The organism is Dactylosporangium sp. NBC_01737 (assembly GCF_035963215.1).
In the GTDB taxonomy this organism is placed as follows: Bacteria; Actinomycetota; Actinomycetes; order Mycobacteriales; family Micromonosporaceae; genus Dactylosporangium.
On record NZ_CP109153.1, the window covers coordinates 13,358,880 to 13,385,108 of the forward strand.

Annotated in this window: 24 protein-coding genes and 1 pseudogene; 11 read left to right on the top strand and 14 right to left on the bottom strand. The window is 72.1% G+C overall.

What is annotated here, in order from left to right:
* Positions 1-928: 928 nt before the first annotated feature.
* Positions 929-1,282, top strand: a pseudogene (locus OHA72_RS65430) (methyl-accepting chemotaxis protein); the annotation flags it as partial.
* Positions 1,283-1,328: 46 nt separating this feature from the next.
* Here the strand turns inward: OHA72_RS65430 and OHA72_RS61745 are convergent.
* From OHA72_RS61745 to OHA72_RS61760, 4 genes are all read right to left on the bottom strand, one after another.
* Positions 1,329-2,507 carry an MFS transporter gene (locus OHA72_RS61745; protein WP_327005325.1) on the bottom strand — a complete coding sequence of 393 codons (1,179 nt, stop codon included), beginning with the start codon at positions 2,505-2,507 and terminating at the stop codon, positions 1,329-1,331.
* A 38-nt stretch (positions 2,508-2,545) separates the two neighbouring features.
* Entirely contained in the window at positions 2,546-3,406 is an 861-nt protein-coding gene (locus tag OHA72_RS61750; protein WP_327011908.1) for a YhjD/YihY/BrkB family envelope integrity protein, read from the bottom strand.
* 30 nt (positions 3,407-3,436) lie between these two features.
* Positions 3,437-5,272 (bottom strand): anthranilate synthase family protein, encoded by a 1,836-nt coding sequence (locus tag OHA72_RS61755; protein ID WP_327005326.1) that lies wholly within the window; start codon positions 5,270-5,272, stop codon positions 3,437-3,439.
* A gap of 230 nt (positions 5,273-5,502) precedes the next feature.
* The gene (locus OHA72_RS61760) at positions 5,503-6,477 is read right to left on the bottom strand and encodes an aldo/keto reductase (RefSeq protein WP_327005327.1); all 975 of its coding nucleotides are present in this window, start codon (positions 6,475-6,477) and stop codon (positions 5,503-5,505) included.
* 106 nt (positions 6,478-6,583) lie between these two features.
* Here OHA72_RS61760 and OHA72_RS61765 point away from each other — a divergent pair, with 106 nt between their 5' ends.
* Positions 6,584-7,003 (top strand): MerR family transcriptional regulator, encoded by a 420-nt coding sequence (locus OHA72_RS61765; protein ID WP_327005328.1) that lies wholly within the window; start codon positions 6,584-6,586, stop codon positions 7,001-7,003.
* Here the strand turns inward: OHA72_RS61765 and OHA72_RS61770 are convergent.
* Positions 6,940-7,773, bottom strand: a complete 834-nt coding sequence (locus tag OHA72_RS61770) for a hypothetical protein (RefSeq protein WP_327005329.1) — start codon at positions 7,771-7,773, stop codon at positions 6,940-6,942. The genes OHA72_RS61765 and OHA72_RS61770 overlap by 64 nt on opposite strands.
* An 87-nt stretch (positions 7,774-7,860) precedes the next feature.
* On the opposite strand from OHA72_RS61770, the gene OHA72_RS61775 reads away from it, so the two are divergent.
* Genes OHA72_RS61775 through OHA72_RS61785 form a run of 3 tightly spaced genes read left to right on the top strand, consistent with a single transcriptional unit; the run spans position 7,861 to position 9,963 of the window.
* A complete protein-coding gene (locus tag OHA72_RS61775) occupies positions 7,861-8,517 on the top strand; it encodes a copper resistance CopC family protein (protein WP_327005330.1) in 657 nt (218 codons plus the stop codon).
* A 36-nt stretch (positions 8,518-8,553) separates the two neighbouring features.
* Positions 8,554-8,943 (top strand): response regulator, encoded by a 390-nt coding sequence (locus tag OHA72_RS61780; RefSeq protein WP_327005331.1) that lies wholly within the window; start codon positions 8,554-8,556, stop codon positions 8,941-8,943.
* Positions 8,944-8,979: 36 nt separating this feature from the next.
* The gene (locus OHA72_RS61785) at positions 8,980-9,963 is read left to right on the top strand and encodes a YihY/virulence factor BrkB family protein (RefSeq protein WP_327005332.1); all 984 of its coding nucleotides are present in this window, start codon (positions 8,980-8,982) and stop codon (positions 9,961-9,963) included.
* Position 9,964: 1 nt separating this feature from the next.
* Here OHA72_RS61785 and OHA72_RS61790 read toward each other — a convergent pair whose 3' ends face one another.
* From OHA72_RS61790 to OHA72_RS61800, 3 genes are all read right to left on the bottom strand, one after another.
* Positions 9,965-10,360, bottom strand: a complete 396-nt coding sequence (locus OHA72_RS61790) for a roadblock/LC7 domain-containing protein (RefSeq protein ID WP_327005333.1) — start codon at positions 10,358-10,360, stop codon at positions 9,965-9,967.
* Positions 10,361-10,382: 22 nt separating this feature from the next.
* Positions 10,383-11,807 (bottom strand): sensor histidine kinase, encoded by a 1,425-nt coding sequence (locus OHA72_RS61795; protein ID WP_327005334.1) that lies wholly within the window; start codon positions 11,805-11,807, stop codon positions 10,383-10,385.
* A 281-nt stretch (positions 11,808-12,088) separates the two neighbouring features.
* Positions 12,089-12,664, bottom strand: coding sequence for a nitrate- and nitrite sensing domain-containing protein (locus OHA72_RS61800; protein WP_327005335.1), 576 nt, complete (start codon positions 12,662-12,664; stop codon positions 12,089-12,091).
* Positions 12,665-12,902: 238 nt separating this feature from the next.
* Between OHA72_RS61800 and OHA72_RS61805 the strand changes: the two genes are divergently transcribed.
* Together OHA72_RS61805 and OHA72_RS61810 are read left to right on the top strand one after the other, a co-directional pair.
* Positions 12,903-14,846, top strand: coding sequence for a DUF1800 domain-containing protein (locus OHA72_RS61805; RefSeq protein ID WP_327005336.1), 1,944 nt, complete (start codon positions 12,903-12,905; stop codon positions 14,844-14,846).
* 4 nt (positions 14,847-14,850) lie between these two features.
* Positions 14,851-16,206: a DUF1501 domain-containing protein gene (locus OHA72_RS61810; protein ID WP_327005337.1), complete on the top strand. Its 1,356-nt coding sequence runs from the start codon at positions 14,851-14,853 to the stop codon at positions 16,204-16,206.
* Between the two features lie 2 nt (positions 16,207-16,208).
* On the opposite strand, the gene OHA72_RS61815 is transcribed toward OHA72_RS61810, so the two are convergent.
* Positions 16,209-16,580, bottom strand: a complete 372-nt coding sequence (locus tag OHA72_RS61815) for a subtilase-type protease inhibitor (RefSeq protein ID WP_327005338.1) — start codon at positions 16,578-16,580, stop codon at positions 16,209-16,211.
* Positions 16,581-16,964: 384 nt separating this feature from the next.
* Between OHA72_RS61815 and OHA72_RS61820 the strand changes: the two genes are divergently transcribed.
* Both OHA72_RS61820 and OHA72_RS61825 read left to right on the top strand, forming a co-directional pair.
* Positions 16,965-17,573, top strand: coding sequence for a helix-turn-helix domain-containing protein (locus OHA72_RS61820; RefSeq protein WP_327005339.1), 609 nt, complete (start codon positions 16,965-16,967; stop codon positions 17,571-17,573).
* 99 nt (positions 17,574-17,672) lie between these two features.
* Complete coding sequence (locus OHA72_RS61825) at positions 17,673-17,990, top strand: STAS domain-containing protein (protein WP_327005340.1); 318 nt, start codon at positions 17,673-17,675, stop codon at positions 17,988-17,990.
* Between the two features lie 96 nt (positions 17,991-18,086).
* Here the strand turns inward: OHA72_RS61825 and OHA72_RS61830 are convergent, their stop codons facing one another.
* The 3 genes from OHA72_RS61830 to OHA72_RS61840 form a co-directional block, all read right to left on the bottom strand.
* Positions 18,087-18,662: a GtrA family protein gene (locus tag OHA72_RS61830; RefSeq protein WP_327005341.1), complete on the bottom strand. Its 576-nt coding sequence runs from the start codon at positions 18,660-18,662 to the stop codon at positions 18,087-18,089.
* A gap of 67 nt (positions 18,663-18,729) precedes the next feature.
* Positions 18,730-20,562 (bottom strand): tetratricopeptide repeat-containing protein, encoded by a 1,833-nt coding sequence (locus OHA72_RS61835; RefSeq protein WP_327005342.1) that lies wholly within the window; start codon positions 20,560-20,562, stop codon positions 18,730-18,732.
* Between the two features lie 218 nt (positions 20,563-20,780).
* Complete coding sequence (locus OHA72_RS61840) at positions 20,781-21,782, bottom strand: glycosyltransferase family 4 protein (RefSeq protein WP_327005343.1); 1,002 nt, start codon at positions 21,780-21,782, stop codon at positions 20,781-20,783.
* Positions 21,783-21,893: 111 nt separating this feature from the next.
* On the opposite strand from OHA72_RS61840, the gene OHA72_RS61845 reads away from it, so the two are divergent.
* Positions 21,894-24,221: an EAL domain-containing protein gene (locus OHA72_RS61845; protein ID WP_327005344.1), complete on the top strand. Its 2,328-nt coding sequence runs from the start codon at positions 21,894-21,896 to the stop codon at positions 24,219-24,221.
* An 86-nt stretch (positions 24,222-24,307) separates the two neighbouring features.
* On the opposite strand, the gene OHA72_RS61850 is transcribed toward OHA72_RS61845, so the two are convergent.
* Positions 24,308-25,060, bottom strand: coding sequence for a hypothetical protein (locus OHA72_RS61850; protein ID WP_327005345.1), 753 nt, complete (start codon positions 25,058-25,060; stop codon positions 24,308-24,310).
* A gap of 151 nt (positions 25,061-25,211) precedes the next feature.
* On the opposite strand from OHA72_RS61850, the gene OHA72_RS61855 reads away from it, so the two are divergent.
* On the top strand, positions 25,212-25,448 hold the full coding sequence (locus OHA72_RS61855; protein WP_327005346.1) for a DUF2795 domain-containing protein: 237 nt from the start codon (positions 25,212-25,214) through the stop codon (positions 25,446-25,448).
* A 99-nt stretch (positions 25,449-25,547) separates the two neighbouring features.
* On the opposite strand, the gene OHA72_RS61860 is transcribed toward OHA72_RS61855, so the two are convergent.
* Complete coding sequence (locus tag OHA72_RS61860; protein ID WP_327005347.1) at positions 25,548-26,144, bottom strand: PadR family transcriptional regulator; 597 nt, start codon at positions 26,142-26,144, stop codon at positions 25,548-25,550.
* Positions 26,145-26,229 lie beyond the last annotated feature (85 nt).

The following is a 26,229-nucleotide window of genomic DNA, read 5'->3' on the forward strand; positions in this document are numbered from 1 at the left end:
AGTCCTCGCCTGGCTCATGCCGAAGGTCCGGCTCAGCGACGCGGCCTTCCAGTCCAGACACCGGGCGCTGCGGCTGCTGCTGGTGCTGCACCTGCCGCTGCTCGTCATCCTCAGCCTCATCAACGGCCACACGATCGTGGGTGAGCACTCGCACGACGGTGCCTGGCTCGTCTGGTCGGCGAACGCCGGCGTGCTGATCTGCGCGGTCGCCGGCAACATCGCCCGCAGCAGGCGCGGCGCGGCGGTCGCCGTGTCGACGGGGCTGGTGCTGGCCGCGGCCGCGCTCGTGCACGCCGGCAACGGCCTCACCGACCTGCACTTCCACTTCTTCGTGGTGGTGGGGTTGGTCAGCCTGTACCAGGACTGGGTGGCCCTGTTCGTCACCGTCCTGCTGGTCGGCGCGCACCACCTGCTCGTCGCCATCGCCATGCCGGACATGTTGTTCAGCAGCCCGCAGGCACGTGACCATCCGATCCTGTTCGTGCTGATGCACGCCGGTTTCGTCGTCGCGATGTGCTTGACGCAGCTGACGTACTGGAGGTTCGCCGCCAACGCAGAGGCCGAGGTCGACGCGGACCGCGCCAGGGTCGCGGCGGAGAACCAGACGGCGCTGCGGGCCGCGGCCGACGACGCCACCCGGCGCGAGGAGGCCGCCGCGAGCAACGCCGCCGAGCAGGTCGCGCACAGCGAACGCCTCGGCCGGCGCCTGGAGACCGTCCTGGCCGACGTCGCCGACGCGGGGGTCCGGCTCGGCGCCGAGGCGGGTGCAGCGATGGAGTCGTTCGAACAGAAGCTGGCCGGGATGACGGGCGCGGTCCGTGACGCCGTCTCCGACGTCGAGGCGGCGCTGAGCGACTCCAACCACGCGCGGACCGTCATCAGCGAGCTCGAGACGGCCATCGCCGACATCGCCACCGTCGCCGGCCTCATCCAGGCCGTCGCCGACCAGACGAAGCTGCTCGCCCTCAACGCGACGATCGAGGCCGCCCGCGCCGGCGAGGCCGGGAAGGGCTTCGGCGTGGTCGCCAACGAGGTCAAGGATCTCGCGGCGCAGACCGCCGCCGCGACCGGCCGGATCGAGACCACCGTCGGCCAGGTCACCGCGGGCGCGGCTGCCGCGGCGAACGCGGTCGGCGGGGTCGCGGACCGGCTCGGCTCGGTCGCCGCCGCCCAGCGCGAGGTCGAGGCGTCGCTGCACGAGCAGACCAGCCTCGCCGCCACCACCCGCGGCTCGGTGGCCGCAGCGGCCGAAAAGGTCAGCGCCACCGCCCACCAGCCCTGACGACAGCACCGACCGGCGCCGGCCCCGGCAGGCGAGAGGCCGCGGGTCAGCTGGGGGCAGGAGCCGGGATCTCGGCGGCCGGGTTCGGGGCGGACGTGCGGAATGCCGGGGCCAGGGCGACGATGCCCGCGGCCAGGACCGCCGGGACCACGAACGCCAGGCGGAGCGATGCGCTCTCCGCGACCGCGCCGATGAGGCCTGCGCCGACCACGAAGCCGACGTAGTTGAACAGGTTGACGCGGGCGATCGCGACGCCCGTGCCGGCTGGGTCGAGGCGGCCCGCGGCGGAGAACGACTGCGGGACGACCAGGGACAGGCCGATGCCGACGACGGCGAACCCGGCGATGCCCATGGCCGCCGTCTGGGATGCGGCGACGAGGCCCAGGCCCAGCCCGCCGACGACGCCGCCGACGGAGACGACGCCGACGGGGCCGAAGCGGCGCACGATCAGGTCGCCGGCGGTGCGACCGACCAGCATCATCGCCTGGTACGCGGCGAGGCCGAGTGCGGCGACGCTGGTGCTCGCGGCGAAGGCGTGGTCGAGGAAGACGGTGCTCCAGTTGGAGACCGCGGAGTCGGCGATGAACATGAGCATCATCGCGACGCCGACCAGAATGACGGGGCGCCACGGGACGGCGGTCGCGGCGCCGGGCGGCACGTCGGCGACCTCCTCGGCGCGACGCAGCTGCCAGGGGCCGGCGGCGAGGGCGAGGATCGCGCCGAGGACCGCGACCGAGCCGAGGGACGCGGCGATCGACCAGTCGAGGCGGGACGTGCCGGCCGTGGCGAGGGCGCCGAGGATGGCGCCGACGCTCCATACGGCGTGGAAGGAGTTGAGGACGGGGCGGCCGTAGCGGCGTTCGACGCTGACGCCCTGCATGTTCATGGTGGCGTCGACGACGCCGAGCATGAGGCCGACGAACGCAAGGGCGAGATACAGCTGCCACGCCTGCGCGGCGAGGCCGACGGCGGTGATGGCGAGGGCGACGCCGGGGCCTCCGGCGCGCAGCACCGGTGAGCTGCCGAAGCGGGTGGACAGCAGGCCGGCCAGAACGCTGCCGATGCCCGCGACGACGGGGACCGCGAGCAGGACGAGGGAGAGCTCACCGTCGGAGAAGCCGAACTTCTCCTGCAGCACGCCGACCTGGGTCAGCAGGGCGGCGAAACAGAAGCCCTGGACGAGATACGCCACGGCGACGCTGAGTCTTGCCCGGCGGTCCCGCATGAAGGCCCCCAATAGTGAGAATTCTTCGGAAGCATCGTTCACGAACCTGCCGAGCGCAAGGCCCACCATCGGCTCGCCTGCAGGGTCGCACCGTAACCGATGAGCGTCACCAGGTGGAACAGGTACAACCAAAGGAGGACGGCGACGATCGCGCCGACGGCGTCGAGGCCGCCGAAGGGCACACCGAGGTCCAGCGGGAGCGACCAGAACAGCACGAAGCCGTGCGCGAAGCCGGACAGGTTCGCCGCGGTGAACGAGCCGACCACGGCCGTCGGGCCCCAGGCGGGGGTGGCGGGGGCGCACCAGCGGTACACCATGACGAACACCGGGCTCAATACCAGCCACGTGGCGAGGAACGACACGATCACCGCGCCGACGCTCGACCAGCCGCCGTCCTGCAAGCGACGTGCGGCGCCGGGCAGCACGAGGAGGAGGCCGAGCAGCAGCGCGGGCGCGGCGGCGAGGACGGGCAGGATCAGCAGCCGCCCGCGCCAGCCCGCTACGGGGGCGGCGGCAGGGGCGGCGGCAGGACCAAAGACAGGCCCGGCAACGGGGGCGGCAACGGGACCTGAGGCGAGGGAGACGAAGGCGCGGCGCAAGCCCTCGCCGTACCAGGTCGCCGGTAGCAGCGCGGTCAGCGTCAGCAGCCACGACATCCCCAGCCCCGCCTCGACCAGCACGGCGGTGGCCCGGTCCGCGCCGAGGCGGTCCGGCATCGCCGCGATCACCGGGCCGGCCAGGTCACGGACCCGGCCGGCACCGGCGATCAGCCCGGCGAGCTTGATCGTGAGCAGCGCGACGGGCACCACCGCGACCGCACCGTAGAACGTGACCGCGCCCGCGTGCAGGTTGAGGTCGCGACCGTGGAAGAACCGCAGGACGACCCGCACCAGACGCATCACGACCGCACGGGTACCCAGCGCAACCCGCTACGACACGGCGGCCGGCAGCAGTGTGGTGAGCATGGAGCGCAGCAGGTCGATGCCGTCGTAGCTGAGCACGGACTCGGGGTGGAACTGCACGCCGGCGAACGTCGGGCCGCGCAGGGCGTGCACGTCGCCGTTGGCCGGGTCGCGGGACAGCTCCACCTCGCCGTACGCGCTGTCGAAACGGTCGTGCGGGTGCGTGGCGGCGAAGGTGGAGTAGAAGCCGACGGTCGCCGGCCGGCCGAAGAACACGATGTCGCGCTGCATGCCCTGATACGGGTTGGCCTTGCGCCGCAGCGGCAGCCCGAGCAGCCCGGACAGCAGCTGGTGGCCGAGGCACACGGCGAGCGTGGGCGTGCCCGCCGAGAGCAGCTGGGACGCGACCGCCCGCATCGCGGCCATCTTCGGGTCCTCGACCCGCCGCGGGTCGCCGGGCCCGGGACCGAGCACCACCAGGTCGAAGCCGTCCACGGCAGGAGCGGCCGAGTACTTCTGGAGGGTGACGTCCAGGCCCAGGACCCGCAACTGGTGGTGCAGCATGCCGGTGAACGTGTCCTCCGCGTCGACGATGAGGACCCGCCGCCCGGCGAGCTCCGGCGTGGCGAGGGCCCGCGTGTGGTGATCGCGCAGCCAGAACGGCGCGAGCGTGGCGTTGCGCGCGACGAGCGCCGCCTGCACCGCCGGGTCCGCGGCGAGCGGCGCGGCCGGCCCCGCCGCGGCCGCCGGGCCGGTGCCCAGCCCCAGCGCGGCGAGCACCCCGGCGGCCTTGGTGTGCGTCTCCGCGACCTCCCCCGCGGGCGTCGAGTGCCGCACCAGCGTGGCGCCGACCGGCACCCGCAGCCGGCCGCCGGCGGAGATGTCGGCGGTGCGGATGAGGATCGGCGCGTCGAGGGTCTGCCGGCCGAGGGAGTCCCGGCCGATGAGGGCCAGGACGGCGCCGTAGTAGCCGCGGCCGCGCCGCTCGTGGCGGGCGACGACCCGGCACGCGTTCTCGATCGGGCTGCCGACGACCGTCGGCGCGAACATCGTCTCGCGCAGCACGTCCCGCACGTCCAGTGCACTGCGACCGGCCAGGAGGTACTCCGTGTGGACGAGGTGCGCCATCTCCTTCAGGTACGGGCCGACGACCTGTCCGCCCTCGGTCGCGACGGTCGCCATCATCTTGAGCTCCTCGTCGAGGACCATGGACAGCTCGTCGATCTCCTTGCGGTCGGACAGGAACCGCAGCACGGCGTCCTTGTCCGGCACGCCGCCCGGGTGCCGGAACGTGCCGCTGATCGGGTTCATCATGACCAGGCCGTCCTCGACGCTGACGTGCCGCTCGGGGGTGGCGCCGACGAGGGTGCGGTCCCCGGTGTGCACGACGAACGTCCAGTACGCGCCGCGCTCCCGTTCGAGCAGCCGCCGGAACACGGCGAGGGCCGCCGCGACCGGGTCGCCGTCGACGTCGGCCTCGAACACCCGGTGGATGACGAAGTTGGACCCCTCACCGCGGCCGATCTCGTCGCGGAGCACCTCGGAGACGATCGACGCGTAGTCGTCGTCGGACACGTCGAACGCGCCACCGGACAACACCACCGGCACGTCGGACAGACAAACAACCAGGTCGGAGACGGGGTGCAGCGCACGCGACTCGATGCGCAGCACCGACAGCGGGGTGCCGTCGTCGACGCAGTCGAACCCGCGCTCACGCACCTGCCGGAACGGCACCAGCGACAGCGACTCGTCGGGAATGTCGGCGAGCGAGGCGACCGTGACGACGGTGCCGGTGAGCACCTCGACGACGTCGCGGCCCTCGCGGCGCAGCAGGGCGAACGGACGGTTCAGGTCGGGCAGCATGCGGGTCGTCCCTCTCAGGTCTGGCCGCCCGTCCGAGCGGCCGGCCCCTGCGAGGAGGGAACGAAAAAGCGACCGCCGGAAAGGGCGGCCGCGGATGTGGGTGTCACGCGGAGGTGGGCCGCCTCGTCAGGCGGGCCACCAGCAACTGTTCAGCAACGCGGACACGCCGACCACCATACGGCGTCTCCCCGGGCGGCGCCAGCACCACCCGGGGAGGAACAGCACAGCCGTCAGCGGTTCAGCGACCCCATCGTCTCGGTGGCGTACCTGGTACCGGCGACATCGCTGCCGATCGCGAGTTTCTCGATCGCGGCCAGGTCGTCGGCCGTGAGGACGACGTCGAGCGCGGCGACGTTCTGCTCCAGGTACGCCCGCCGCTTGGTGCCCGGGATCGGCACGATGTCCTCCCCCTGCGCCAGCACCCAGGCGAGGGCGAGCTGCGCGGGCGTGACGCCCTTCACCGCCGCCAGGGACCGGACCTCGGCGACCAGGTCGAGGTTGCGCTGGAAGTTCGCGCCCTGGAAGCGGGGGTTGGAGCGGCGGAAGTCCGACGGGTCGAACTGCGACGGGTCGGTGATCTCGCCGGAGAGGAAGCCGCGGCCGAGCGGGCTGTAGGCGACCAGGCCGATGCCCAGCTCACGGAAGGTCGCGAGGATGTCGTCCTCCGGGTCGCGGGTCCACAACGAGTACTCGTACTGCCCGGCCGTCACCGGGTGCACGGCGTGTGCACGGCGCACCGTCGCCGCGGACGCCTCCGAGATGCCGAGGTGGCGGACCTTGCCCGCGGCGACGGCCTCGCTGAGCGCGCCCCAGGTGTCCTCGATCGGCACCCGGTCGTCGACGCGGTGCTGGTAGTACAGGTCGATGTGCTCGACGCCGAGCCGGGTGAGGGACGCGTCCAGTGCGGCGCGCACGTAGTCGGGGTGCCCGTTGATGCTGCGGGTACCCCCGTCGCGCTGAATGCCGAACTTCGTCGCGAGGGTCACCTCGTCGCGGCGTCCGGCGATCGCGCGGCCCACGAGCTGTTCGTTGGTGAACGGGCCGTACATGTCGGCGGTGTCCAGGAAGGTCACGCCGAGGTCGAGGGCGCGGTGGATGGTGGCGACGGACTCGGCGTCGTCACCCGGGCCGTAGAACTCGCTCATCCCCATGCAGCCGAGGCCGAGCGCCGACGTGGTCAGAGTGCCAAGGGTTCGCTGTCGCATACCTCCACGGTGCCCCTTCGAGCGCACTCGAAGTCAACAGCGAGGGGTCAGTAGCGAGGAGTCAGCAGCGAGGTGCCGGCAGCGAGGGGTCAAATACGCTGGACGCATGGAGTTCACCATCGCCGAGGTGGCCGAGCAGACCGGGCTGACCGCGCACACGCTGCGCTACTACGAGCGGGCGGGGCTGCTCGACCCGCCGGAGCGGGACTGGAACGGCCACCGCCGCTACTCCGAGCGTGACGTCAGCATGCTGCGCCTGCTGACCCGCCTGCGGGCGACCGGGATGCCGATCGCCGAGATGCGCCGCTACGCCGAGCTGTGCCGGGTCGGGCCGCAGACGTTCGACGAGCGCCGCAGGCTCCTGGAGGACCACCGCCGGCAGGTCCTGCAGCGCATCGCCGAGCTGAAGGACGACCTGGCGCTCATCGACTACAAGATCGGCGTGTACTACGAGTCGGCGGCTCAGGCGGAGGAGGTGCCCGCCGCCATGGTGGGCCGGGCGGCACCGGATCTGGCCAGGCCGTAGAGGCAGACCAGCGCCGCGAGGACGAGCGGGATGCCGTCGCGGATGAGCCCGTCCGCGCCGAGCAGCAACCAGCACAGCACCGGCTGCACCACCAGCACGAACACGCTGATCATGGCGAGCAGCACGCGGGCCCAGGTGTGCCCGAACATCATCGCGAAGCTGATCAGCGACGCCACGAACGCGACCACGATGCCGAGCACGAACCACGAGATGACCAGCGGCACCGCCGTCGAGCGGGGCACCCGCGGCTCACCCCACAGCGTGCCGGCGGCGACCAGGCACGGCACCGTCAGCAGCGCGGAGTAGGACAGCGCCGCCACCCGCGCGGTCAGCGCCCACGGCGGGATCGGCCGCTTCGGCGGGCGGCGGGTCAGGTGCTCGGCGATGGCCGGCGAGCGGAACAGCTGCCACACCACCACCGCGCACAACGTCAGGATGACGGCGAGCGCCACCAGCACCGGCCACGGCGGCAGGTATCCGTCCTCGCGGGGCTGGGCCAGCCGGGCCGAGGCGAACACTGTCGTGACCGCGAGAATCAGCCCGAACGGCCGGGCGGTCAGCCGCCCCCAGCGGATCTCCCGCATCAGGAACAGGAATCCCAGCGCGCGCAGCATCGCCCAGACGGTGCGCACCCCGAGACCGAATCCTCCCTCGCTGGAGTACTCGAGGTTGACCAGGTCCGCGGCGAGGGTCAGCACGGCGGTGAGCAGCACGATGCGCCGCAGCCTCCGGCTCGCCGGGGTCGGCGCCGGAGGCCGTTTGATTTGCACCAGTTCACGCCAACTGCCCTGCATGAAACGGCACGCTAACACCGTCGACCACACATCGCTGACGTCAATGCACTATCGTTGCCGCCCATGACCGGGCGATTTGTTGGTGTGGTCAGGCGAAGTTCGGTTCTCGCCGCGATAATTGTCGGAATTCTCGGCATACTGCCGTTTCCGTCAATTGCCACCGCATATGCACCGCGTCTCACGCTGGCCAGCAGCACGCCAGGCGCGGAGACCCGGGTCGGGCACCTGCCGCAGGAGCTGCAGCTGGTGTTCAACGACAAGATCCTGGACGCCCAGGTCACCCTGACCGGGCCCGACAGCGCCACGGTCCCCCTCGGCACGGTCACCGTGCGCAACGAGACGGCCCGCATCACCCTCGGCGTGCCCGACGGCGCCCCGGGCAGCTACACCGTGTCCTACACCGCCAGCGGCATGAGCATGGCGGGCAACGGCAGCTTCTCGTTCACGGTGACCACCGGCGTGAAGAGCAGCAGCTCCGCGAAGCCGGGCCGGACCCCGACGTCACCGCCGGCCACCCAGGCGCCGGCGACCAGCGCCGCCGCCGCGCCCGCCGACTTCGTCACGAGCAACGCCGCGCCGCCCGTCGCCGAGGCGCCCGCACCCGCGGGCCGGCCCGCCTGGTGGACGTACGCGGCGGTGCTGCTGGTGGTGGCATGCGTGCTGGTGGTGTTCCTCGGGTTCAGCCGGCGCCGGATCCGACCTGCCAACCCGGCTAAGTAGGGCAGATCCGGCACAATCACGAATTATCGTGAAGGCATGCTGGAGCACCTGCGCGTCCTCGTCGTCGACGACGAGCCCGACCTGTGCGAGATCGTCAAACGGGTGCTCAGCCGCGCCGGCGCCGAGGTGTACACGGCGTCAGGCCTGGCGGGCGCCGAACGCGTCTGCGTCGAGCACCCAGCGGCCATCGACCTCGCCATCACCGATCTGAAGCTCAATGACGGCTCCGGGGTGCAGGTCGCCGAGGTCGTGCGGGCCAACTGCCCCGACGCGCTCATCATGTACATGTCGGGCCTGCCGTACTTCGACGCCGCCGTCGTCGAGCTCGGCCCCGACGCCTCCGTGGTGGCCAAACCCTTCCGCGCCACCGAACTGGTCGACATGGTGCAGGTCGCCCTCATCAGGGCCGGAAGGGTCGCTCCGTAGCGTTATCCCCGCACACCGGCAGGGCATAGGTACGGCATGGCTCAGGACGACCCCACCGGCCCGCAGCTCGAGGATCCGCCGAGCCGGCCCACGCAGCTCACCAAGCGCTCCTGGATCGACGTCCTCAAGCGGACGGTCAAGGAGTTCAACGACGACAACCTCACCGACTGGGCCGCCGCGCTGACCTACTACGGGGTGCTGTCCATCTTTCCGGGCATCCTCGTGCTGCTCGCCGTGTCCGGCATGTTGCTCACCGACACGACCCAGGACGCGGTGATCGAGAACGCCCAGGAGCTGTTCCCGCCCTCCATCGCCGGGCCGGTCACCGACGCCGTCGACGAGCTGAAGGAGGGCTCCGGCTCCGCCGGTGTCGTCGCGATCGTCGGCCTGCTCGCCGCCGTCTGGACCGCGTCCGGCTACGTCGGCGCCTTCATCCGCGCCTCCAACTCCATCTACGACGTCCCCGAGGGCCGCCCGATCTGGAAGGTCCTGCCGATCCGCCTCGGCGTCACCATCGTCGTCGGCATCCTGATCGCCCTGGCCGCGATGAGCATCGTCTTCACCGGCAAGTTCGCCGAGCAGGTCGGCAGCTGGATCGGCCTGTCGAAGCAGGCGGTGCAGATCTGGGACATCGCCAAGTGGCCGGTCCTGCTGCTGGTCGTCCTGCTGATCCTGGCCGTGCTCTACTACGCCTCGCCCAACGCCCGGCAGACCGGCTTCCGCTGGGTCACCCCGGGCGGCGGCCTGGCCGTGCTGATCTGGCTGCTCGCCTCCGCCGGCTTCGCGATCTACGTGTCGAACTTCAGCTCGTACAACAAGACCTACGGCACGCTCGGCGGCATCATCGCCTTCCTCGTGTGGCTCTGGATCTCCAACATCGCCATCCTGCTCGGCGCCGAGTTCGACGCCGAGCTCGAACGCGGACGGGCCATCCAGGGCGGCATGCCGGAGGACAAGGAGCCGTTCATTCCGCTGCGCGACTCCAGCAAGGTCAAGGAAGGCCACGACCCCGATCTGTAGCTCAGAGGCGGGCGGCCGGGGTCATGGCGGCGCCGACCTGGTCGACGAGGCCGGTCATCTCGAACGCCACCTGGCCCACGTCGCAGCCCGGCTGGACCATGCTGGCGAGACTGGCGAGGCTGTGACCGTCGCCCAGCGCCATGACGAACAGCAGGCTGTGCCCCATCGACACGATCGTGCGCAGGACCGGGCCGGCGTCGGTGCACGCCGAGAGGCCCTGGGCCAGGGAGACCACGCCGGCGACCATCGCCGCGAGCTGGTCTGCGCGTTCGGGCGCGAGCTCGTTGGACGCGGCGACCAGCAGACCGTCCCCGGAGACTGCGACGGTGTGCCGGACGCCGGCCACGCGTTCCGTGAAGCCGCTGAGCACGTAGTCGAGCCCCGTGGTGGCTGTCATGACGAGGAGTGTCCTTCCTGGTTCACCGGCACGGGCACGGCGCCGAAGCGGCCGATCGCGTGCTGGTACGTCGACAGCAGGGTGCTGACGTCGTCGGATTCGACGGGGGTTGGATCCACGTGCGGTGACGGTCCGACGGTACGCCGTGGCAGCCCGTCGTCGAACGCCCGGGCCTCGACCGTGGGCCCGTCGGCGGCGACCCCGCCCCGCACGACGGGGAGACGACCGGCGTCCTTGCGCGGGTGCGGGATGTCCATCGGCTCGCCGCCGGGCAGCGCCGGGCTGCGTTCGAGCAGCCGGGGCGGCAGCGGCCGGTCGGCCCTCGCCACCGGCGCGGGCGCCACCGGCACCCCGGCGCCGTGGCCGGAGTGGGCGCCACCGGCACCGCGGCCGGAGTGGGCGCCACCGGCGCCATCGACACCGCCGCAGCGGTCACCACCGGCGTCGGCGCCTTCGGCTCGGGACCCACGGGCGCGGTCTCCACCGGTACCGGCGCCGCATGGCACAACAACGAGGACGGCAGGCGCACCGTGGCCACCAGTCCGTCCGACCCCGGGGCCGGTTGGAGGGTGACGTCGAGTCCGTGCCGGGCGGCGAGCCGGGCGACCACGGTGAGTCCCAGTCGCGGCCCGAACGGCGGCGGGTCCGCGAGGCGGCCGTTGAGCTCCTCCAGGCGGGCGAGATCGACGGCGGGACCGCGGTCCGCGACGTGGATGACGGCGCCGTCGCCGGTGCTGCGGGCGTCCACGACGACGGGCCGGTCGGCCCCCGCGTGCCTGGCGGCGTTGTCGAGCAGCTCGGCGAGCAGGTGCACGACGCCGTCGACCGCGGCCGGCTCGACGCTCACGTCGTCGTCGACGCGGCCGTACTCGACCCGCTGATACGCCTGGATCTGCGACTGGGCGGCGCGCAGCACGTCCAGCAGCGGCACCGGGGCGGCGTGGTCGCGGGCGGTGTCGGCGCCGGCGAGGACCAGCAGGCTCTGCGTGTCGTGGCGGATGCGGGTCGCGAGGTGGTCGAAGGCGAACAGCACCGCGAGCCGGTCCGGGTCGGCCTCGTCGCGTTCGGCGTCGTCGAGGCGTTCCAGGAGCGCGTCGGCGAGGCGGGCGGAGCGGCGGGCGAGGTCCGCGTACATGCCGGTGAGGCCGCTGCGGAGGGCGGCCTGCTCGGCGGCGGCCCGCGCCGTCTCGCGCTGGACGGCGTCGAACGCCTCGGCGACCCGGCCGATCTCGTCACGCCCGATCCCGTCCCGCCCGATCCCGTCACGCCCTGCCTCGTTGCGCCCGACCTCGTCGCGCCAGCCCGAGGGCGGCAGCGGGTGCGCCGCCCGCAGCGCGCCGGCGAGCAGGGCACGCAGCCCGCGGCGCACGGACCGGCCGGTGGCGACGGCGACCCCGACGGCGGCGGCGGAGACCGCGAGCACCAGCGCGAGACCGAGGATGATCATGCGGTTCTGCCGGTCGCGGGCGTCGGTGACGGCGGCGGTGTTGTCGGCGGCGACCCGCTCGGCGAGGTCGCGCAGGCCGTCCAGCTGGGCGAGGCAGGTCCGGGCCCACCCGGCGGTGTCGGTGGCGGCCGGAGGCGCGAGCAGCAGCTGCTCGACGTCGGCGGTGACGTCGAGGCCGGCGAGCTGGGCACGCCAGGCCGGACCGGCGTCCGCGGCGAACCGCTCGAAGGCGCCCTCGGCGGCGGCCCGGTGTGCGACGAGCTGGTCGCGGTCGGCGGGGGTCAGCTCCCTGCGGCGAGGGCGCGGGCGGCGCCGACCTGCACGAGGGCGAGTTCCTCCTTGCCCACGGCGAGCCAGCCGGCGGCGCGCATCGCGGCGGTGACGGCCGGCGGCGCGGGCAGGTCGGCGATGCGCTGCTGGAAGGCGACGAGGTCGGCGATCAGCTGCCGGTACCCGAGCAGCAGCACCTGCCCGGGCGCGTCGGGTTCGCGGGCGGAGGCGCGGGCCCGCAGCACGGCGAGCCCGTCCAGACCCGCGACGATCTCCGGGGAGGCCTGCGGCAGCAGCGCCCGGAGGCGGGCTACGGCGGCGTCGGTGCGGGCGGCCTCGGCGGCGAACGCGTCGCGGGCGTCGGCACCGCTGAGCATCCGGGCGGCGGCGAGGCGCTCGCGCTGCAGCCCGTCGGCGACCCGGCCCGCCTCCGCGCCGGCGGCGACGGCGCCGCGCAGGTCACCGGCGCGGCCGGTATGCCCGGCGTACACGGACGCGGTGACGCCGGCGAGGGTGAGCAGGCCCGCGAGAGGCAGGACCAGGATGATGGCGAGCTTCGCTGCGACGGGGATGTCGGCAAGCCTCACCCTCCGACGTCGGCGGACCGGCGCAGCGTCACGCACGACCCCCACCGCCTCCCCTATTCGGCTTTCTCATGGGTACACCCTCTTGCGTTACGTATGGAAGAGGTAACTTCAGGTAGTCGCCCGAATTCCACGCATTGACGCGGTATGCGCCCCGCTTAAGCAAGAACAAAGACAAAGTTGAACCGCACCCGTACCTGTCCGCTTGAATGGGCGATCACGCGCTCATTAGGGTTCAGGGATGCCTGAGCGGCTCTTCTCGGACGACACCCCCTCGTCCGGTTCGCCCAAAAAGGTCAAGGGCGCCTTCTTCGCCGACTACACGGGCGAATTTCCGATGCCGCGCGTCCTCAACGAGCCGTTGCCGGCCGACGAGGACGATGAGGAGCCCGCCGCTGCGGCGCCGGCCGCTACCGATACACCCGCCGCAAAGACGTCAAAAGGACCCGCGCCCGCCTGGTTGCGCACGGGACGGCCCGCGCTGCACGAGCTGATGCGCAACCGGCGCCAGGCGCTGTGGGCCCTGGGCGGCGGCGCCGTCGCGATCGGCGGGCTCGGATCCGGCGCGGCCGCGATGCTCGGCCGGCCCGAGGACGCCGACGACATGGTGAAGACCGGACAGGGCGGCGGCAACATCTCGCCGCGCGACGCCGGCTCGTTCTCCAACCGCGACTCCAGCTACACCAGCGGCCAGGGCGACCTCAACGACCTCGGCGCGACCGGCACCGCCGACTCGGCGTCCGCCGCCGCCGTCGCCGCGATGCGGGCCACGCCGCGCTTCCCGTCGCCGCTCAACCGCGACCCCGTGCTGCACCTGCTGCGGCGGTGCACGTTCGGGCCGACCCAGGCCGACGTCGCCGCGGTCAAGGAGCTCGGCATCGACGGCTGGCTCGACCAGCAGCTCGAACCCGACAAGATCGCCGACCCGGTCGCCGACGCGGCGCTGAAGACCACGCCGACCGTCACCATGACCACCGCGCAGATCCGCGCGGCGGTCAAGGATGGCGACAACAAGGCGATGTACGAGCTGACCCGCGCCGTCATCGCCAGGCAGATCTGGAGCACCCGGCAGCTCTACGAGGTGATGGTCGACTTCTGGAACAACCACCTCAACATCACCAGCCCGTTCGACGGCGGCTGGGACACCCGCGTGCCGTACGACGTCAACGTCATCCGCAAGCACGCCCTGGGCAAGTTCTCCGACATGCTCATCGCCTCGGCGCGCGACCCCGCGATGATGCGCTACCTGGACAACACGTCCTCGGACAAGCGCAACGTCAACGAGAACTACGGCCGGGAGCTGCTGGAGCTGCACACCGTCGGCATCGACGGCGGCTACAACGAGAAGGACGTCCGCAACAGCGCGTACCTGATGACGGGCCGCACCGCGACCCGCGAGGGCATGTTCAAGTACGAGCAGAACCGGCACTGGACCGGCGCGGTGAAGGTGCTGGGCTTCCAGCACGCGAACAAGTCCGCGAAGGACGGCCTCGCGGTCGGCGACGCGTACCTGCTGTACCTCGCGACGCACCCGTCGACCGCGAAGTACGTGGCGCGCAAACTCGCGGTGCGCTTCGTGTGCGACACGCCGCCGCAGTCCCTGGTCGACCGGCTCGCGACCGCGTACCAGCAGAGCGGCTCGGCGATCGTCCCGGTGCTCAAGGTGCTGTTCCGGTCCCTGGAGTTCTGGATCGCGGCCGGGCTGAAGACCCGCCGCCCCTTGGAGAACTTCGTGGCCACCGCCCGGGTCGTCGGCACCAAGCCCGGCGCGGACACCGGCAAGGCCCTGGAGGACCTGTACAACTTCACGCGCAAGCTCGGCCAGGCGCCGCTGGGCTGGGACCCGCCGGACGGCTACCCGGACGTCGCGAACGCCTGGAGCTCCGCGGCCGGCATGCTGGAGACCTGGAACTCGCACCGCGCCTTCCTGCAGCAGTCGTTCAAGGGCCTCAACAACCCGCGCGCCGACTCCCTCGTCACCCAGCCGGCCGCGACCATGGCGACCTATCTGGACGTGCTGTGCAACCGGCTGATCTTCCAGCCGATGCAGCCCGCCGAGCGCGACGCGCTGATCAAGTTCCTCGGTGCGAAGCCCGACACCCGGGTCACCGACGCCAACCTCGGCGGGAAGCTGCCGAACCTGGCACCGCTGGTCCTCGACTCCGTCTACCACGCGCTGCGGTGAGGTCATGACTCTTCCTGAAGGTGAGCGGCGACCGACCTCCCTGGAGGAACTGCGCCGGCACGGGCCGAACCTGTGCGAGGCCGCCATCCGCGTGCACGCTTCACAGGTCGCCGATGAGTTGGACGCCGAGCGCGACAAGTGGAGCAAGGGCTTCACCCGCCGCCGCCTGGTGCAGGGCGCCGGGTTCGTCGGCGTGGCCGCGCTCGGCACCCAGCTGGTGACGAGCCGGGTCGCGTTCGCCGCGCCCGAGGACTCCAAGGGCACCCTGATCGTCATCTTCCTGCGCGGCGGCATGGACGGCCTGTCCGTGGTCGCGCCGGGCGACGACCCCAACTACCGCCAGCTGCGGCCCAACATCGCGATCCCGATGGCGGCGCTGCTGCCCGCCGGCCGCGGGTTCGGGCTCAACCCGGCGATGACCGCGCTGTACCCCTTCTGGCAGGCCGGCAAGATGGCCGCCGTGCACGCGGTCGCCTCCCCCGACGCCAGCCGCAGCCACTTCCAGGCGCAGGACGCCCTCGAACGGGGCGCGGCGTCGGTGGCGGTGCGCACCGGCTGGCTCGACCGGGTCCTCGCGCAGATGGGCCCCGGCACCACCTTCCGGGCCGTCGCGCAGGGCTCCGCGCTGCCGCGGTCCCTCGTCGGCGGCGAGCAGGCGATCGTGCTCAACGGCATCCGCGACTTCCGCATCGACAACGACGCGATGCGCAGCCAGACGATGGAGGCGTTGAAGACCCTCTACACGGGCCTCGACCACTCCCTCGCGGCCACCGCCGGCGGCACCATCCAGGCGATCAACACCGCGCAGAAGATCGCCAACTCGCAGTACCGCCCCGCCGAGGGCGTGCAGTACCCGGGCGGCGGGATCGCCGACCGCCTCCGCGACATCGCGCAGCTCATGAAGGCCGGCGTCGGCCTGCGGGTCGCGGCGCTGGACGTCGGCGGCTGGGACATGCACACCAACCTCGGCCGGGTCGACGGCGGCGACATGCGCAACTCGCTGACCAACCTGTCCGAGGCGATCGGCGCCTTCGCCACCGACCTCGGCCCGCTGCTGGACAACACGACCATCATCACGATGAGCGAGTTCGGCCGCCGCGTGCAGGAGAACGGCAACGTCGGCGTCGACCACGGCCACGGCAACGCGATGCTGCTGCTCGGCGGCGGCCTCAACGGCGGCAAGGTCCACGGCAACTGGCCCGGCCTGTCCGCGGGCGCGCTCGACCAGGGTGATGTCGCGGGAGCCAACGACTACCGCGACATCCTCGCCGAGATGCTCAAGAAGCGCTTCAACGTCCAGGACTCGGCGGCCATCTTCCCCAACCACCAGTTCAAGACGCTGGGCGTGTTCAAAGGCTGAAGTTACAGACTGAACACGGGCCCTGTCGTCGTGGACAGCGAGCATGCATTGCCATAGGTCTTCTTGTAGTCGACCCGCTTGCCCTTCCACCGGCCGACGGCCGTGACGGTGACCGGGTCGTACTGCATCGTGCACGCGACGCCGGCCCCCTGCTGCAGCCGGCCGAAGTCGCCGCCGACCTTCGCGAGCGCGGAACACGCGTCCCGCGCCATCTTGTGCGAACCACCGGCGGGCCTGCACGTCAGCGACGCGCGGCGCTGCACCGGCTTCGTGCTCTCGCCCTTGGCGACCGTGAGCACGAACCGCGTCGGCTTGACGGAGGCCGCTGTCGCCGCCGCCGCCGTCGCCGTTTCTACGGTCGCGATCGCCGCCACCAGCATCGTGGCCGTCGCGACCAACCGTCCTGCACCCATTCCCTGACCCCCGTTGCACCTGCTGAAATTCGTGCGTAGCCTACTTCCCCATATCCGACATTTCTCGTTTTTCATATTTTACGACTAACGCCGGCGTTGCCGTCTCGACAAGGGGGACGGTGGCCGCCGACGCCCGGCACTCCTGCGTCCCGGCGCAGGGGACGGTGGCCGCCGACGCCCGGCGGTCCTGCGTCGCGGCGCGGGGGACGGTCGCCAGCGACGCCCGGCACCCGTGCGTCGCGGCGCCGCGTCGATGGATCGCGGCGAATTGCGGCGCGCGGTGCTCCCTGTTGATCGACGTCGCGGTCTAGGGTGCTAGCAGCAGATGCTCGGGAGGAGGCTGCCGTGACCCTTGAGGCACAGGCGCAGAAGCTCGTCGTCGGCCTGGTGCGTGTCGCCGTGATGGCGCCCACCGACGCTCCCCCGGACGAGCGGTCCACGCTGCCACCGCCGCACCGGCAGGTCCTGCTGCTGCTCGGCCGCCGCGACCGCGAGTTCCGGCTCTCCGACCTCGCCGCCGAGCTCGGCTCGTCGGTCGCCGCCACGATGGCGATCGTGTCGCCGCTGGTCGCCGAAGGGCTCGTGGAGATGCGGCCGGCACCGTCCTACGCCGCGCACGACATGCGCGTCGCCGCCACCGAGCGCGGGCTCGCCCTGACCCCCGCGCCGTCCAACTGGGCGGAGAACGTCCTGGGCACCGTCGAGGACCTCGACGAGCACACCCAGGCGCGCCTGCTGCGGATCGTCACCACCAGGATCACGCAGCTGCAGCGGGAGGGCCGCATCCCCGTGAGCGGCATGTGCCTGTCGTGCCGCTTCTTCGACGGCTACCGTCACCCCGGCACCGATGCGCCGCACCACTGCTGGTTCGTCGACGCCCCGTTCGGCTACCGTGAGTTACGACTCCACTGCCCCGACCACATTCCCGGCGGAACGCCGCCGCGCACCGGGTGAACGGCACGGCCGCGCGCTGCGAGCCGCCCGAAGTGCTCCTATGCTGTGGCGAATGAGCACCCTGGGAGCGCCATGTCGATGTCGGTAACGGTCAACGTCATGATGGACGGATCAACGGTGGTCTCCGTCCGGGGCGAGATCGACCATGGCACCGCCACCACGCTCCGTCAGGACCTCGTCGCCGCCGCGACCCAGCGCCGCCCGAGCGTGCTGCGGGTCGACCTCGGCCTCGTCACGTTCCTGGACTCCGCCGCCGTCGGCGCTCTCGTCGGCGCCCAGCGGGAGGCCGGCGCCGAAGGTGTCCGCCTGGTGATCCACCGGGCCAGCCCGTTCGTGCTCCGCCAGCTGCGCATCGCGGGCGTCGATCAGCTGCTCGGCGCCCCTGCCGAACCGGACCCGGACCACATCGCCTTCTGAGCCCTCCCCACGGCCCGGCACCCGGCCGCGATTCCCCGATCGTGGCCGCCGGACCGCACCACCCGAATCGCCGGCCGCATCGGGGTGGGCGGGCGTTCAGGGGCTGTCGGCCTGCGCGGCCGGGGCCGGTGAGGCGGCGCTGACCTGGGCCGGCACGGTGTGGTCCCACCGGTCGGGGGCGGGACGGACGTCGTCGTGCGGGAAGACCCACATGCGGTACGCCCACAGCCGGAACAGCATCGCGAACGCCGTGCCGAGCACCATGCCGAACCCGAAGTCGGAGATCTCCTCGACCAGGGCGCTGACGGCGGGCTCCTGCAGCCCGAAGACGTACCGCGCGATGAACAACGGCGCCGCGTTGATCGCGACGCCGAGCCCGTTGATGACCAGGTAGAGCGCCATCTCGTGATGGCGGCGCCGGCCACCGCGGGTCCGGAACGACCACTCGCGGTTCAGGTAGTACGACACCACCGACGCGACCACGTTCGCGATCGTGAGCGCCGTGACCGGCTTGTCCTCCAGCACGGTCAACCGGAGCCCGTAATTCACCAGCAACGTGACGAAATAGCAGAAACCGCCCACGATCACGAACTTGACCGTCTCGCGGTGATCCCGCATCAGGCTTGCCACGGGGCGGGGTAGCCGGTTGAGAGTCCGGTCAGTGAGCCGCATCGGCCGGACTATACCCGGCGAACCTTGCGAACCGCTCGGCGCGGACCACCCGTTCCCACCCTCGCGCTCATCGCCGCCCAGTGCAGACCGACGTGCCCGGCGTGACGGCGACGGTGGCATCCACAGGCCCGACGACCACGCAGTACGCCGCGGCCGGATCGACGCCCTTCACCACGTACGACGTCGTGCCCGGCGGCACCTCCGCCACCACGACCGCGGGCCCGCCGGCGCGTGAAAGTGCCACGACCGCCCTGCTCTGCAGCCCCGTCCACGAGACGGCGAGCGCCGTGCCGTCGTCGCGCAGGCGCAGACCCTGCACCCGCACCGGCTCACCGCCCGCACCGGCCCCACCCTGCCCGGCAGCCCCGGCCCCGGCCCCGGCGCCGTCGACAGGCGCGGCCGAGGAGCCCGCGCCGACGGACGGGGTGGCATCGGCGGGCTGCCGCGCGGACCGGTCCGCCGCGCCGCCGGACGGCCAGAACACCGACACCGCAGCGATCACCAGCGCACCGACGACCAGCCCGGCGACCGCCTTGAGCGGCACGACGAGCCGCCGCTCCCCCGCTGTCGCAACATCTACGACCCCGATATGACGCAACGCGGCAGGACTGGAAGCCACGTGCACCACGGAACCGGCGCCTACGACCCCAGGAGGAGCCCCGACAACCGGCGGCTCGCCCAGCGGCGGCCCCCACGGCGGAGCGTCATCGTCGAGGTCGAAATCGAGGTCAAGGTCGGAGGCGAGGTCAAGATCCGGGGCAAGGTCGAGGTCCGGGGCAAGGTCAAGGTCCGGGGCAAGGTCGAGGTGCTGATCGTCGGGGCCGCCGTCGGCGTCGGAGTCCATGTCGCGGACGGACTCGAGCCGCGCTGCTGCCTCGCCGCCCCTGTCCGGGTCGAAAGCGGACCCGCCGCCCGAATCGAGCTCCCGGGGCGTGGCAGGCCCGCCGACCGGAGCCGAAGGGTGCGACGTGGCCGGACCCGCGGCCGGCGCTGACGGGCGAGCCGGAGGCGGGTCAGCGGCCGGAGCCGACACACGAAGCGCGGGCGGATCAGCGGTCAAGGCTGACGGGCGACGCGGAGGCGGGTCAGCGGCCGGAGCCGACACACCAGGCGCGGGCGGATCGGCGACCGGAGCCGACGGGCGGGTCGGGTCCACTGACACCGCGGGCGGGAGCAGCGAGGCGGGCATCGGTGGCTCGACCGCCGCCAGTTCCCACTCGACCGCCTTCGTGAACGGGTGGCGGTTGCCCAGCCGGGACCTGGCCGCCGCGTGCGCGAGCGTGAACAGGCGCCGCGACGCGGGGACGTTGCCGTCGGCGTGGTGCAGGGCGGCCAGTTCCGCGGCGATGCGGATGGTGTCGAGGTCGTCGGCGCCGTACTCGCGGCGGTGCACCACGTAGGCCGCATTGAGCATGGCGAGGGCGAGGGGGCGCTCGCCGCGGTCGCGTTGCAGCAGGGCCAGGTTGACGCGGGTGAGGCGGATGACGCGTGCGGCCTCGGGGTCGGACTCGTCGACGCCGCTGTCCAGGACGCGGTGGTAGAGCGCCTCGGCCGCGTCCCACTCGTCGTAGTCGTGGCGCACGGCGGCGAGGACGGCCCAGGCGTGGACGGTTGAGACGTCCGACGGGCCGTACGCCTGCTCGGCCTGGACGGCGACGGCCTCGGCGAGGTCGTAGGCGGCGTCGAGGTCGCCGAGTTCACGCAGCGCCTCGGCGAGCAGCCGGCGGGCGGTGAGCCGGTCATCCGGCGACAGTGCGGGCTCGTCGAGCAGTGCCCGGGCGGCCACCTGGGCGCCGTGCAGGTCCCAGGTGGCGACGAGTTCCTCGACGGCGGCGAGCCGGGCGCCGAAGCCGGGCTCGGGTGCCGGGACGAGACCCGCGGTGGTATCGACGCTAGTCACAGCCTTCCCTCCGCCCGAGAGCCTAGAGGGAACGGTGACGCAACGCCAGCTTTCGATCACGATGCGCGTAGATGGCGTCGGCTCCGGCAGCCTGCCACGTCGCTGCCGGAGCCGAGCCGTCCCGCGTTGCCGCGTCGTGTGATCGCGGGCGCCGCACACTGTGAAGGTTCGGCCGCGGGGCGTTGGCCTTGAGGAATTCCAAGGCCCACCGGCAGATTTCAGCTCAGCAGGCGGGTGTAGAGCCGCAGGTAGTCCTCGACCATGCGGTCGGCGGAGAAGCGGCCGACCGCGTGCCCGTGGACCTGGTGGCGGTCGAGCTTGAGGGCGTCGTCGAGGACCTCGACGGCCTCGGCGACGGAACTGGCGAGATAGCCGGTGATGCCCTCGTCGACGACCTCCGGCATCGAGCCGAGCGGATACGCCACGACGGGCGTGCCGCAGGTCATCGCCTCGACCACGGACAGCCCGAACGGCTCCGCGAACCCGATCGGGTGCAGCAGCGCCGCGGCGGCGCCGAGGACGTCGGCGCGTTCGGCGGGGCCGATGTTGCCGAGGTACACGATCTGCTCGCCGTCGATCTGCGGCAGGACCTCCTCGGCGTGATACCGCTCGTCGTGGACGGGACCGCCGATCAGCAGCCGGCGGCCGGCGGCGCGGGCGATCCGGATCGCGTCGGCGGTGCCCTTGTCGGGGTGGATCCGGCCGAACGCGATCAGCGAGTCGCCCGGCGCGGCCTGGAACGGGAACTGGGTGACGTCGATGCCGTGGTAGATCGTGGCGGCGTAGTCGAGGCCGGGGCCGCGGTCGGCGTCGGAGATGGACACGAACGCGGAGCGGGCCCGCTGATACGCCGGCAGGATGGCCGGCGAGCAGAAGCCGTGCACGGTGGTGACGAGCGGCGCCCGGCAGAACCCGCTCATCGCGAGGGGCAGCCAGTCCAGGTTGTTGTGCACCAGGTCGAACTCGGCGCTGCGCTCGAAACAGTGTGCCACGTGCAGCGCCTCCCAGATCCTCCCGTCGTAGGAGGTGTCCTCGTTGTACGGGCGCGCGACGACCCCGTCGAGGTGGGCGGCGGTGACCGAGTCGAGGCTGGCGAAGAGGGTGACGTCGACACCCCGTGCGACGAGCCCCTCGGCGAGCAGGGACACGATCTGTTCCCACGGCCCATACGCGCGGGGCGGGGTCCGCCAGGCGATCGGCCCCAGCAGTGCGACCTTCATCGGCGTTTCCTACCCTTCGCTCGGCACTCGAACCCGTCCATCTTCGCCCTGCTCAGTTAGCCGGTCCCGCTGCCGATAGGCAGGTCAGCCGAATCAGCGACAAGGAGACCGATGACCGCATGGCGTTGGTATGCGGGACTGGGACTCGGCGCGGTGATCCTCGGCGGGTTCCTTCCGGTCATCCCACGCCAGATCCTGTACTCGCTGGTCGGCGCGTCGACGGTGGTCGCGGTGTCCGTCGGGGTGCGCCGCCACCGGCCCGCGGACCGCCGCACGTGGTGGCTGTTCGGCGCCGGCCTCACCTGCTCGGTGCTCGGTGCCGGCGCGTGGGCGGTCGAATACACGCTGACCGGTGCCGTCGGCTTCCCCTCGGTGAAGGACGCCCTGTTCCTGGCGGCATATCCGTTCTTCGGCGGCGGTCTGATCAGCTGGGTACGCCGGGATCCCCGCCGCCCACGGTGGGAGCGGCTCATCGACTCCGGCATCGTCGCGTCCGGCGTCGCGGCGCTGAGCTGGACGTTCATCGTGTATCCGATGCTGTCCAGCGACCGGTTCGACGCGCCGCACAAGACCAGCCACCTGATGTACGCGGCGATCGACCTCCTGCTGGTCGTGGTGGCGACCCGGATGGCGTTCACGAGCAGCGTCCGCAACACCGCGTACCGGCTCATCTGCGTGGCGGCGGCGACGCTGATCACCGGCGACATCGTCTACTACGTGTCCCTCGCCTGGACCGGCGACCCGAGGGGCGACAGCGTCTCCCCGTCGATGTACCTGTTCGCGTACGCCCTGCTGGGCACCGGCGCGCTGCACCCGACGATGGCCGAGGCCGCCGGGCGTCTCGAACGCGCGCAGCAGGTGATCCCGCGGCACCGCATCTACCTGTACTCGGTGCTGTCGCTGATCGGGCCGGTCACCGCGATCACGATGCTGCTGGTCACGGCGCCGCTGCCGTCGCGGTCGTGGGCGGTCGTGCCCCTTGCCACGTCGATCGTCACGTCGGTACTGCTGATCGCCCGGTTGAGCCAGCTCGTCCAGTTCGCCAACCGGCGGGTCGAGGAGCTCGACGCGCACGCCCTGGCCCTCGGCGTGGCGCTGCGGGAGCAGGAGGCGCTGCGGCAGCAGCTGACGCACCGGGCGCTGCACGACGCGCTGACCGGCCTGGGCAACCGCGCGCTGCTGCAGGAGCGCCTGGAGCACGCGCTGACCCGCACCAACGCCGCGCACGGCCTGCTGCTGCTGGACCTGGACGGGTTCAAGGACGTCAACGACTCGTTCGGCCACCCGGTCGGCGACGCGCTGCTGATGGAGGTCGCGGCGCGGCTGCTCGGCGAGGTCGACACCGCCGACACCCTGGTCCGGCTCGGCGGCGACGAGTTCGCCATCCTGCTGGAGGACGTGCCGGTGCTGCGGGTGAACGCGGTCGGTCAGGCGGTCGTGGACGCCCTCGCCCTGCCGTACCAGATCGGCGGCCGGGAGCTGAGCGTCACGACCAGCGTCGGGACGCTGCTGGTGCACGCGCCGACCACGCCGGCGGAGGCGCTGCGCAACGCGGACCTGGCGCTCTACGCGGCGAAGGCGGCCGGCAAGAACCGGCTCGCCGCCTACGAGCCCCGCCTGGCCAGCGAACGGCACGAGCACATGCGCCTGGCGTCGGACCTGCGGCGCGCCGTCGCGAACGACGAGTTCACGGTCAACTACCAGCCGGTGGTGGACCTGTCCACGGGCCGGGTCACGGCGGTGGAGGCTCTGCTGCGCTGGAGCCCCGACGGGCGCCCGGTGCCGCCGCTGGAGTTCATTCCCATCGCCGAGCAGTACGGCCTCATCGTCCCGATCGGTGCATGGGTGTTGCAGCAGGCATGCCGCGACGTCCGCTCCTGGCATGACCGGTTCGGCATCTCCGTCACCGTCAACGTCTCCGGCCGCCAGCTGCGGGAGCCCGACTTCGCGCAGACCGTCCTGTCGGCGCTGCGGGGCGCCGACCTGCCGGGCAGCGCCCTGATCCTGGAGATCACCGAGACGGTCCTGGTGTCGTCCTCCACCGAGAACGACGAGGTGACGGTCCTGCTGTCGGCGCTGCGCGAGGAGGGTGTGCGGGTCGCCGTCGACGACTTCGGCACCGGGTACTCGTCCCTGGCGTACCTGCGGCACCTGCCGGTCGACATCCTGAAGATCGACCGGGCGTTCACGCCCGAGGGCGGGATGGCCGAGGAAATGGCCTTCACCCGCGCGATCGTCGAGCTCGGCAACAGCCTGCGCCTGTCGTCGATCGCCGAGGCGGTCGAGACGCCGGAGCAGGCGGAGCGGCTGCGGGAGCTGGACTGCCCACAGGCGCAGGGGTACCACTTCTCCCGGCCGCTGCCCGCCGAGGACCTGAACGAGGTTCTCAACGCCGGCAACGGCATCCTGCACGGTCTTCCCACGGTCGCCGCCACCTGAGGAGGACGGCGAACGGGAGCACGACGGCGCACGAAAACGCCGGCCGGGGCGATCGATCGATCGCGCCGGCCGGCGTCCGCGAACGCTTACCAGTCCCGCATCCACGGGAACTGCGCATCGAGCCACTCGTTGAGGCGGGCGACCTGGTCGACGTCGCTGTCGAGCCAGCTGACCTGGCCGGTGAGGGCAAGGATGGCGAAGACGACCGCGGTGCCGCTGAACAGCACGCCGAGCGTGCCGGTGCCGCGGCCGGCGACGTGCCGGCGGGCGCCGGCGATGATCCCGCCGAAGGACAGCAGCAGGCCGAGCGCGCCGAGCGGCAGCGCCCAGGTGGCGAGCAGGCCGGTGAGGGCGGTCGCGACGGCGACCACGCCGACGACGAGGCCGAGCGTGGACAGCAGGCTCGCGCGGGCCGGGCGGCCCGTCTCGACCGGAACCTCGTCGAGGTCGGAGGCGGGCGCGACCTGCTCACGGTCGATGACCGGCTTCATGGTCGTCGTGTGGGTCTCCCGGCGGTCGGCGATGCCGTCCCGGTCGGTGTCGGTGTCGGTGACACCCGACAGGGGGCCGACGGCGGGGATGCGGTGGGTGCGGTCGCCGGTGCGGAGCCGCTTCGACTCGATCCGGTCGTCGATGCCGTCGCCGTCACGGTCGACGCGCTGGTCCAGCGTCCGGTCCTCGACGCGGTCGTCGACCCCGTCGCCGTCACGGTCGACGCGGTTGTCAAGCGTCCGGTCACGGTTGTCGAGCGTCCGGTCCTCGACGCGGTCGTCGACGCCGTCGCGGTCGCGGTCCACGTCGGCGTTGTGCTTGCCGAACAGCTGCCCGATGCGTGCCACGTGTGTTCACCTCCGGTGAAGTGCCCGGCCGCACACCCGGGGGGTCGGAGTGCGGCGGATCGGGCGGATGTCGATGCGGGTACCCAACCTCGTCCCACCTCAATCGGGTGTCGTTCGTTTGGTGGGGGTATGCCCGGGTATCGCCGGTGTCATGGAGCCTGAACTCACCCACGACGAGATCGAAGCCCGCAGCCGGCTCGGTCGGTACATCCCCATGGCCAGCCTGCCGGGCGACCGCGACGACCTGATGGCCGGCGCCACCGACCTCAACGCGCCCGACGAGGTCCTCGCCGAGCTGGAGCGGCTCCCCGAGGACGAGGTGTTCGAGACGGTCAGCGAGGTGTGGGCCGCGCTCGGCCACCGCAACGAGGACGCCACCCGCCGCTGACCGCGGCACCGGCACTGGTGCGGGAGTGCGGGCTCGGTAAGCAGGCCGCCGCGCGAGCGGCGGGCCTGACCCACGTGGAAACCGCCGTCTGACGGGACATCAGTCGGCGAGGATGGCGTACAGCTTGCGGCGCGTCTCGGTCAGGACCTCCAGGGCCTGGGTCCGCTGCTCCGCGGTGCCGTTGAAGCCGACCTGACGCAGGGCGTCCATGATGCCGACCGCGGCGTCGCGGAACTCCTGCGCCTGGGAGACGTTCTCGTCGCCGTACTCCTGCCAGGGGGCGTTCTGTGCGGCGGCCTCGGCCTCGGGGCGGCCGGTGTCGGTGAGGACGAAGCGCTTGCGGCCGCCCTGTTCCTCGGCGGTGATGAGGCCCTCGTCCTCCAGCAGCTGCAGCGTCGGGTAGATCGAACCGGGGCTCGGCCGCCAGATGCCGCCGGTGCGGGACTCCAGCTCCTGGATCATCTCGTAGCCGTGCATCGGGCGCTCCGCGAGCAGCGCCAGGACGGCGAGGCGCACGTTGGGGCGTCCACCCCGGCCCGTGCCTTTGGCGCCCCAGCCGCCGCCCCGGCCGCCGCGGCCGTGCCCGGGTCCCCAGCCACCGCGCCCGCCTCCGGGCGGGAAGGGAGGGATGAAACCGCCGAAGCCACGGTGCCAGGCGCCGGCGTCGAAGAGCATTGCTCCGCGTGGTGATCGCATGATCACTTCTCCTGTCGTCGAACTGTCAGCGACTGTCGCCGACAGTTCGACGATATATCGGGAGACTATCGGCAACAAGGCTGTG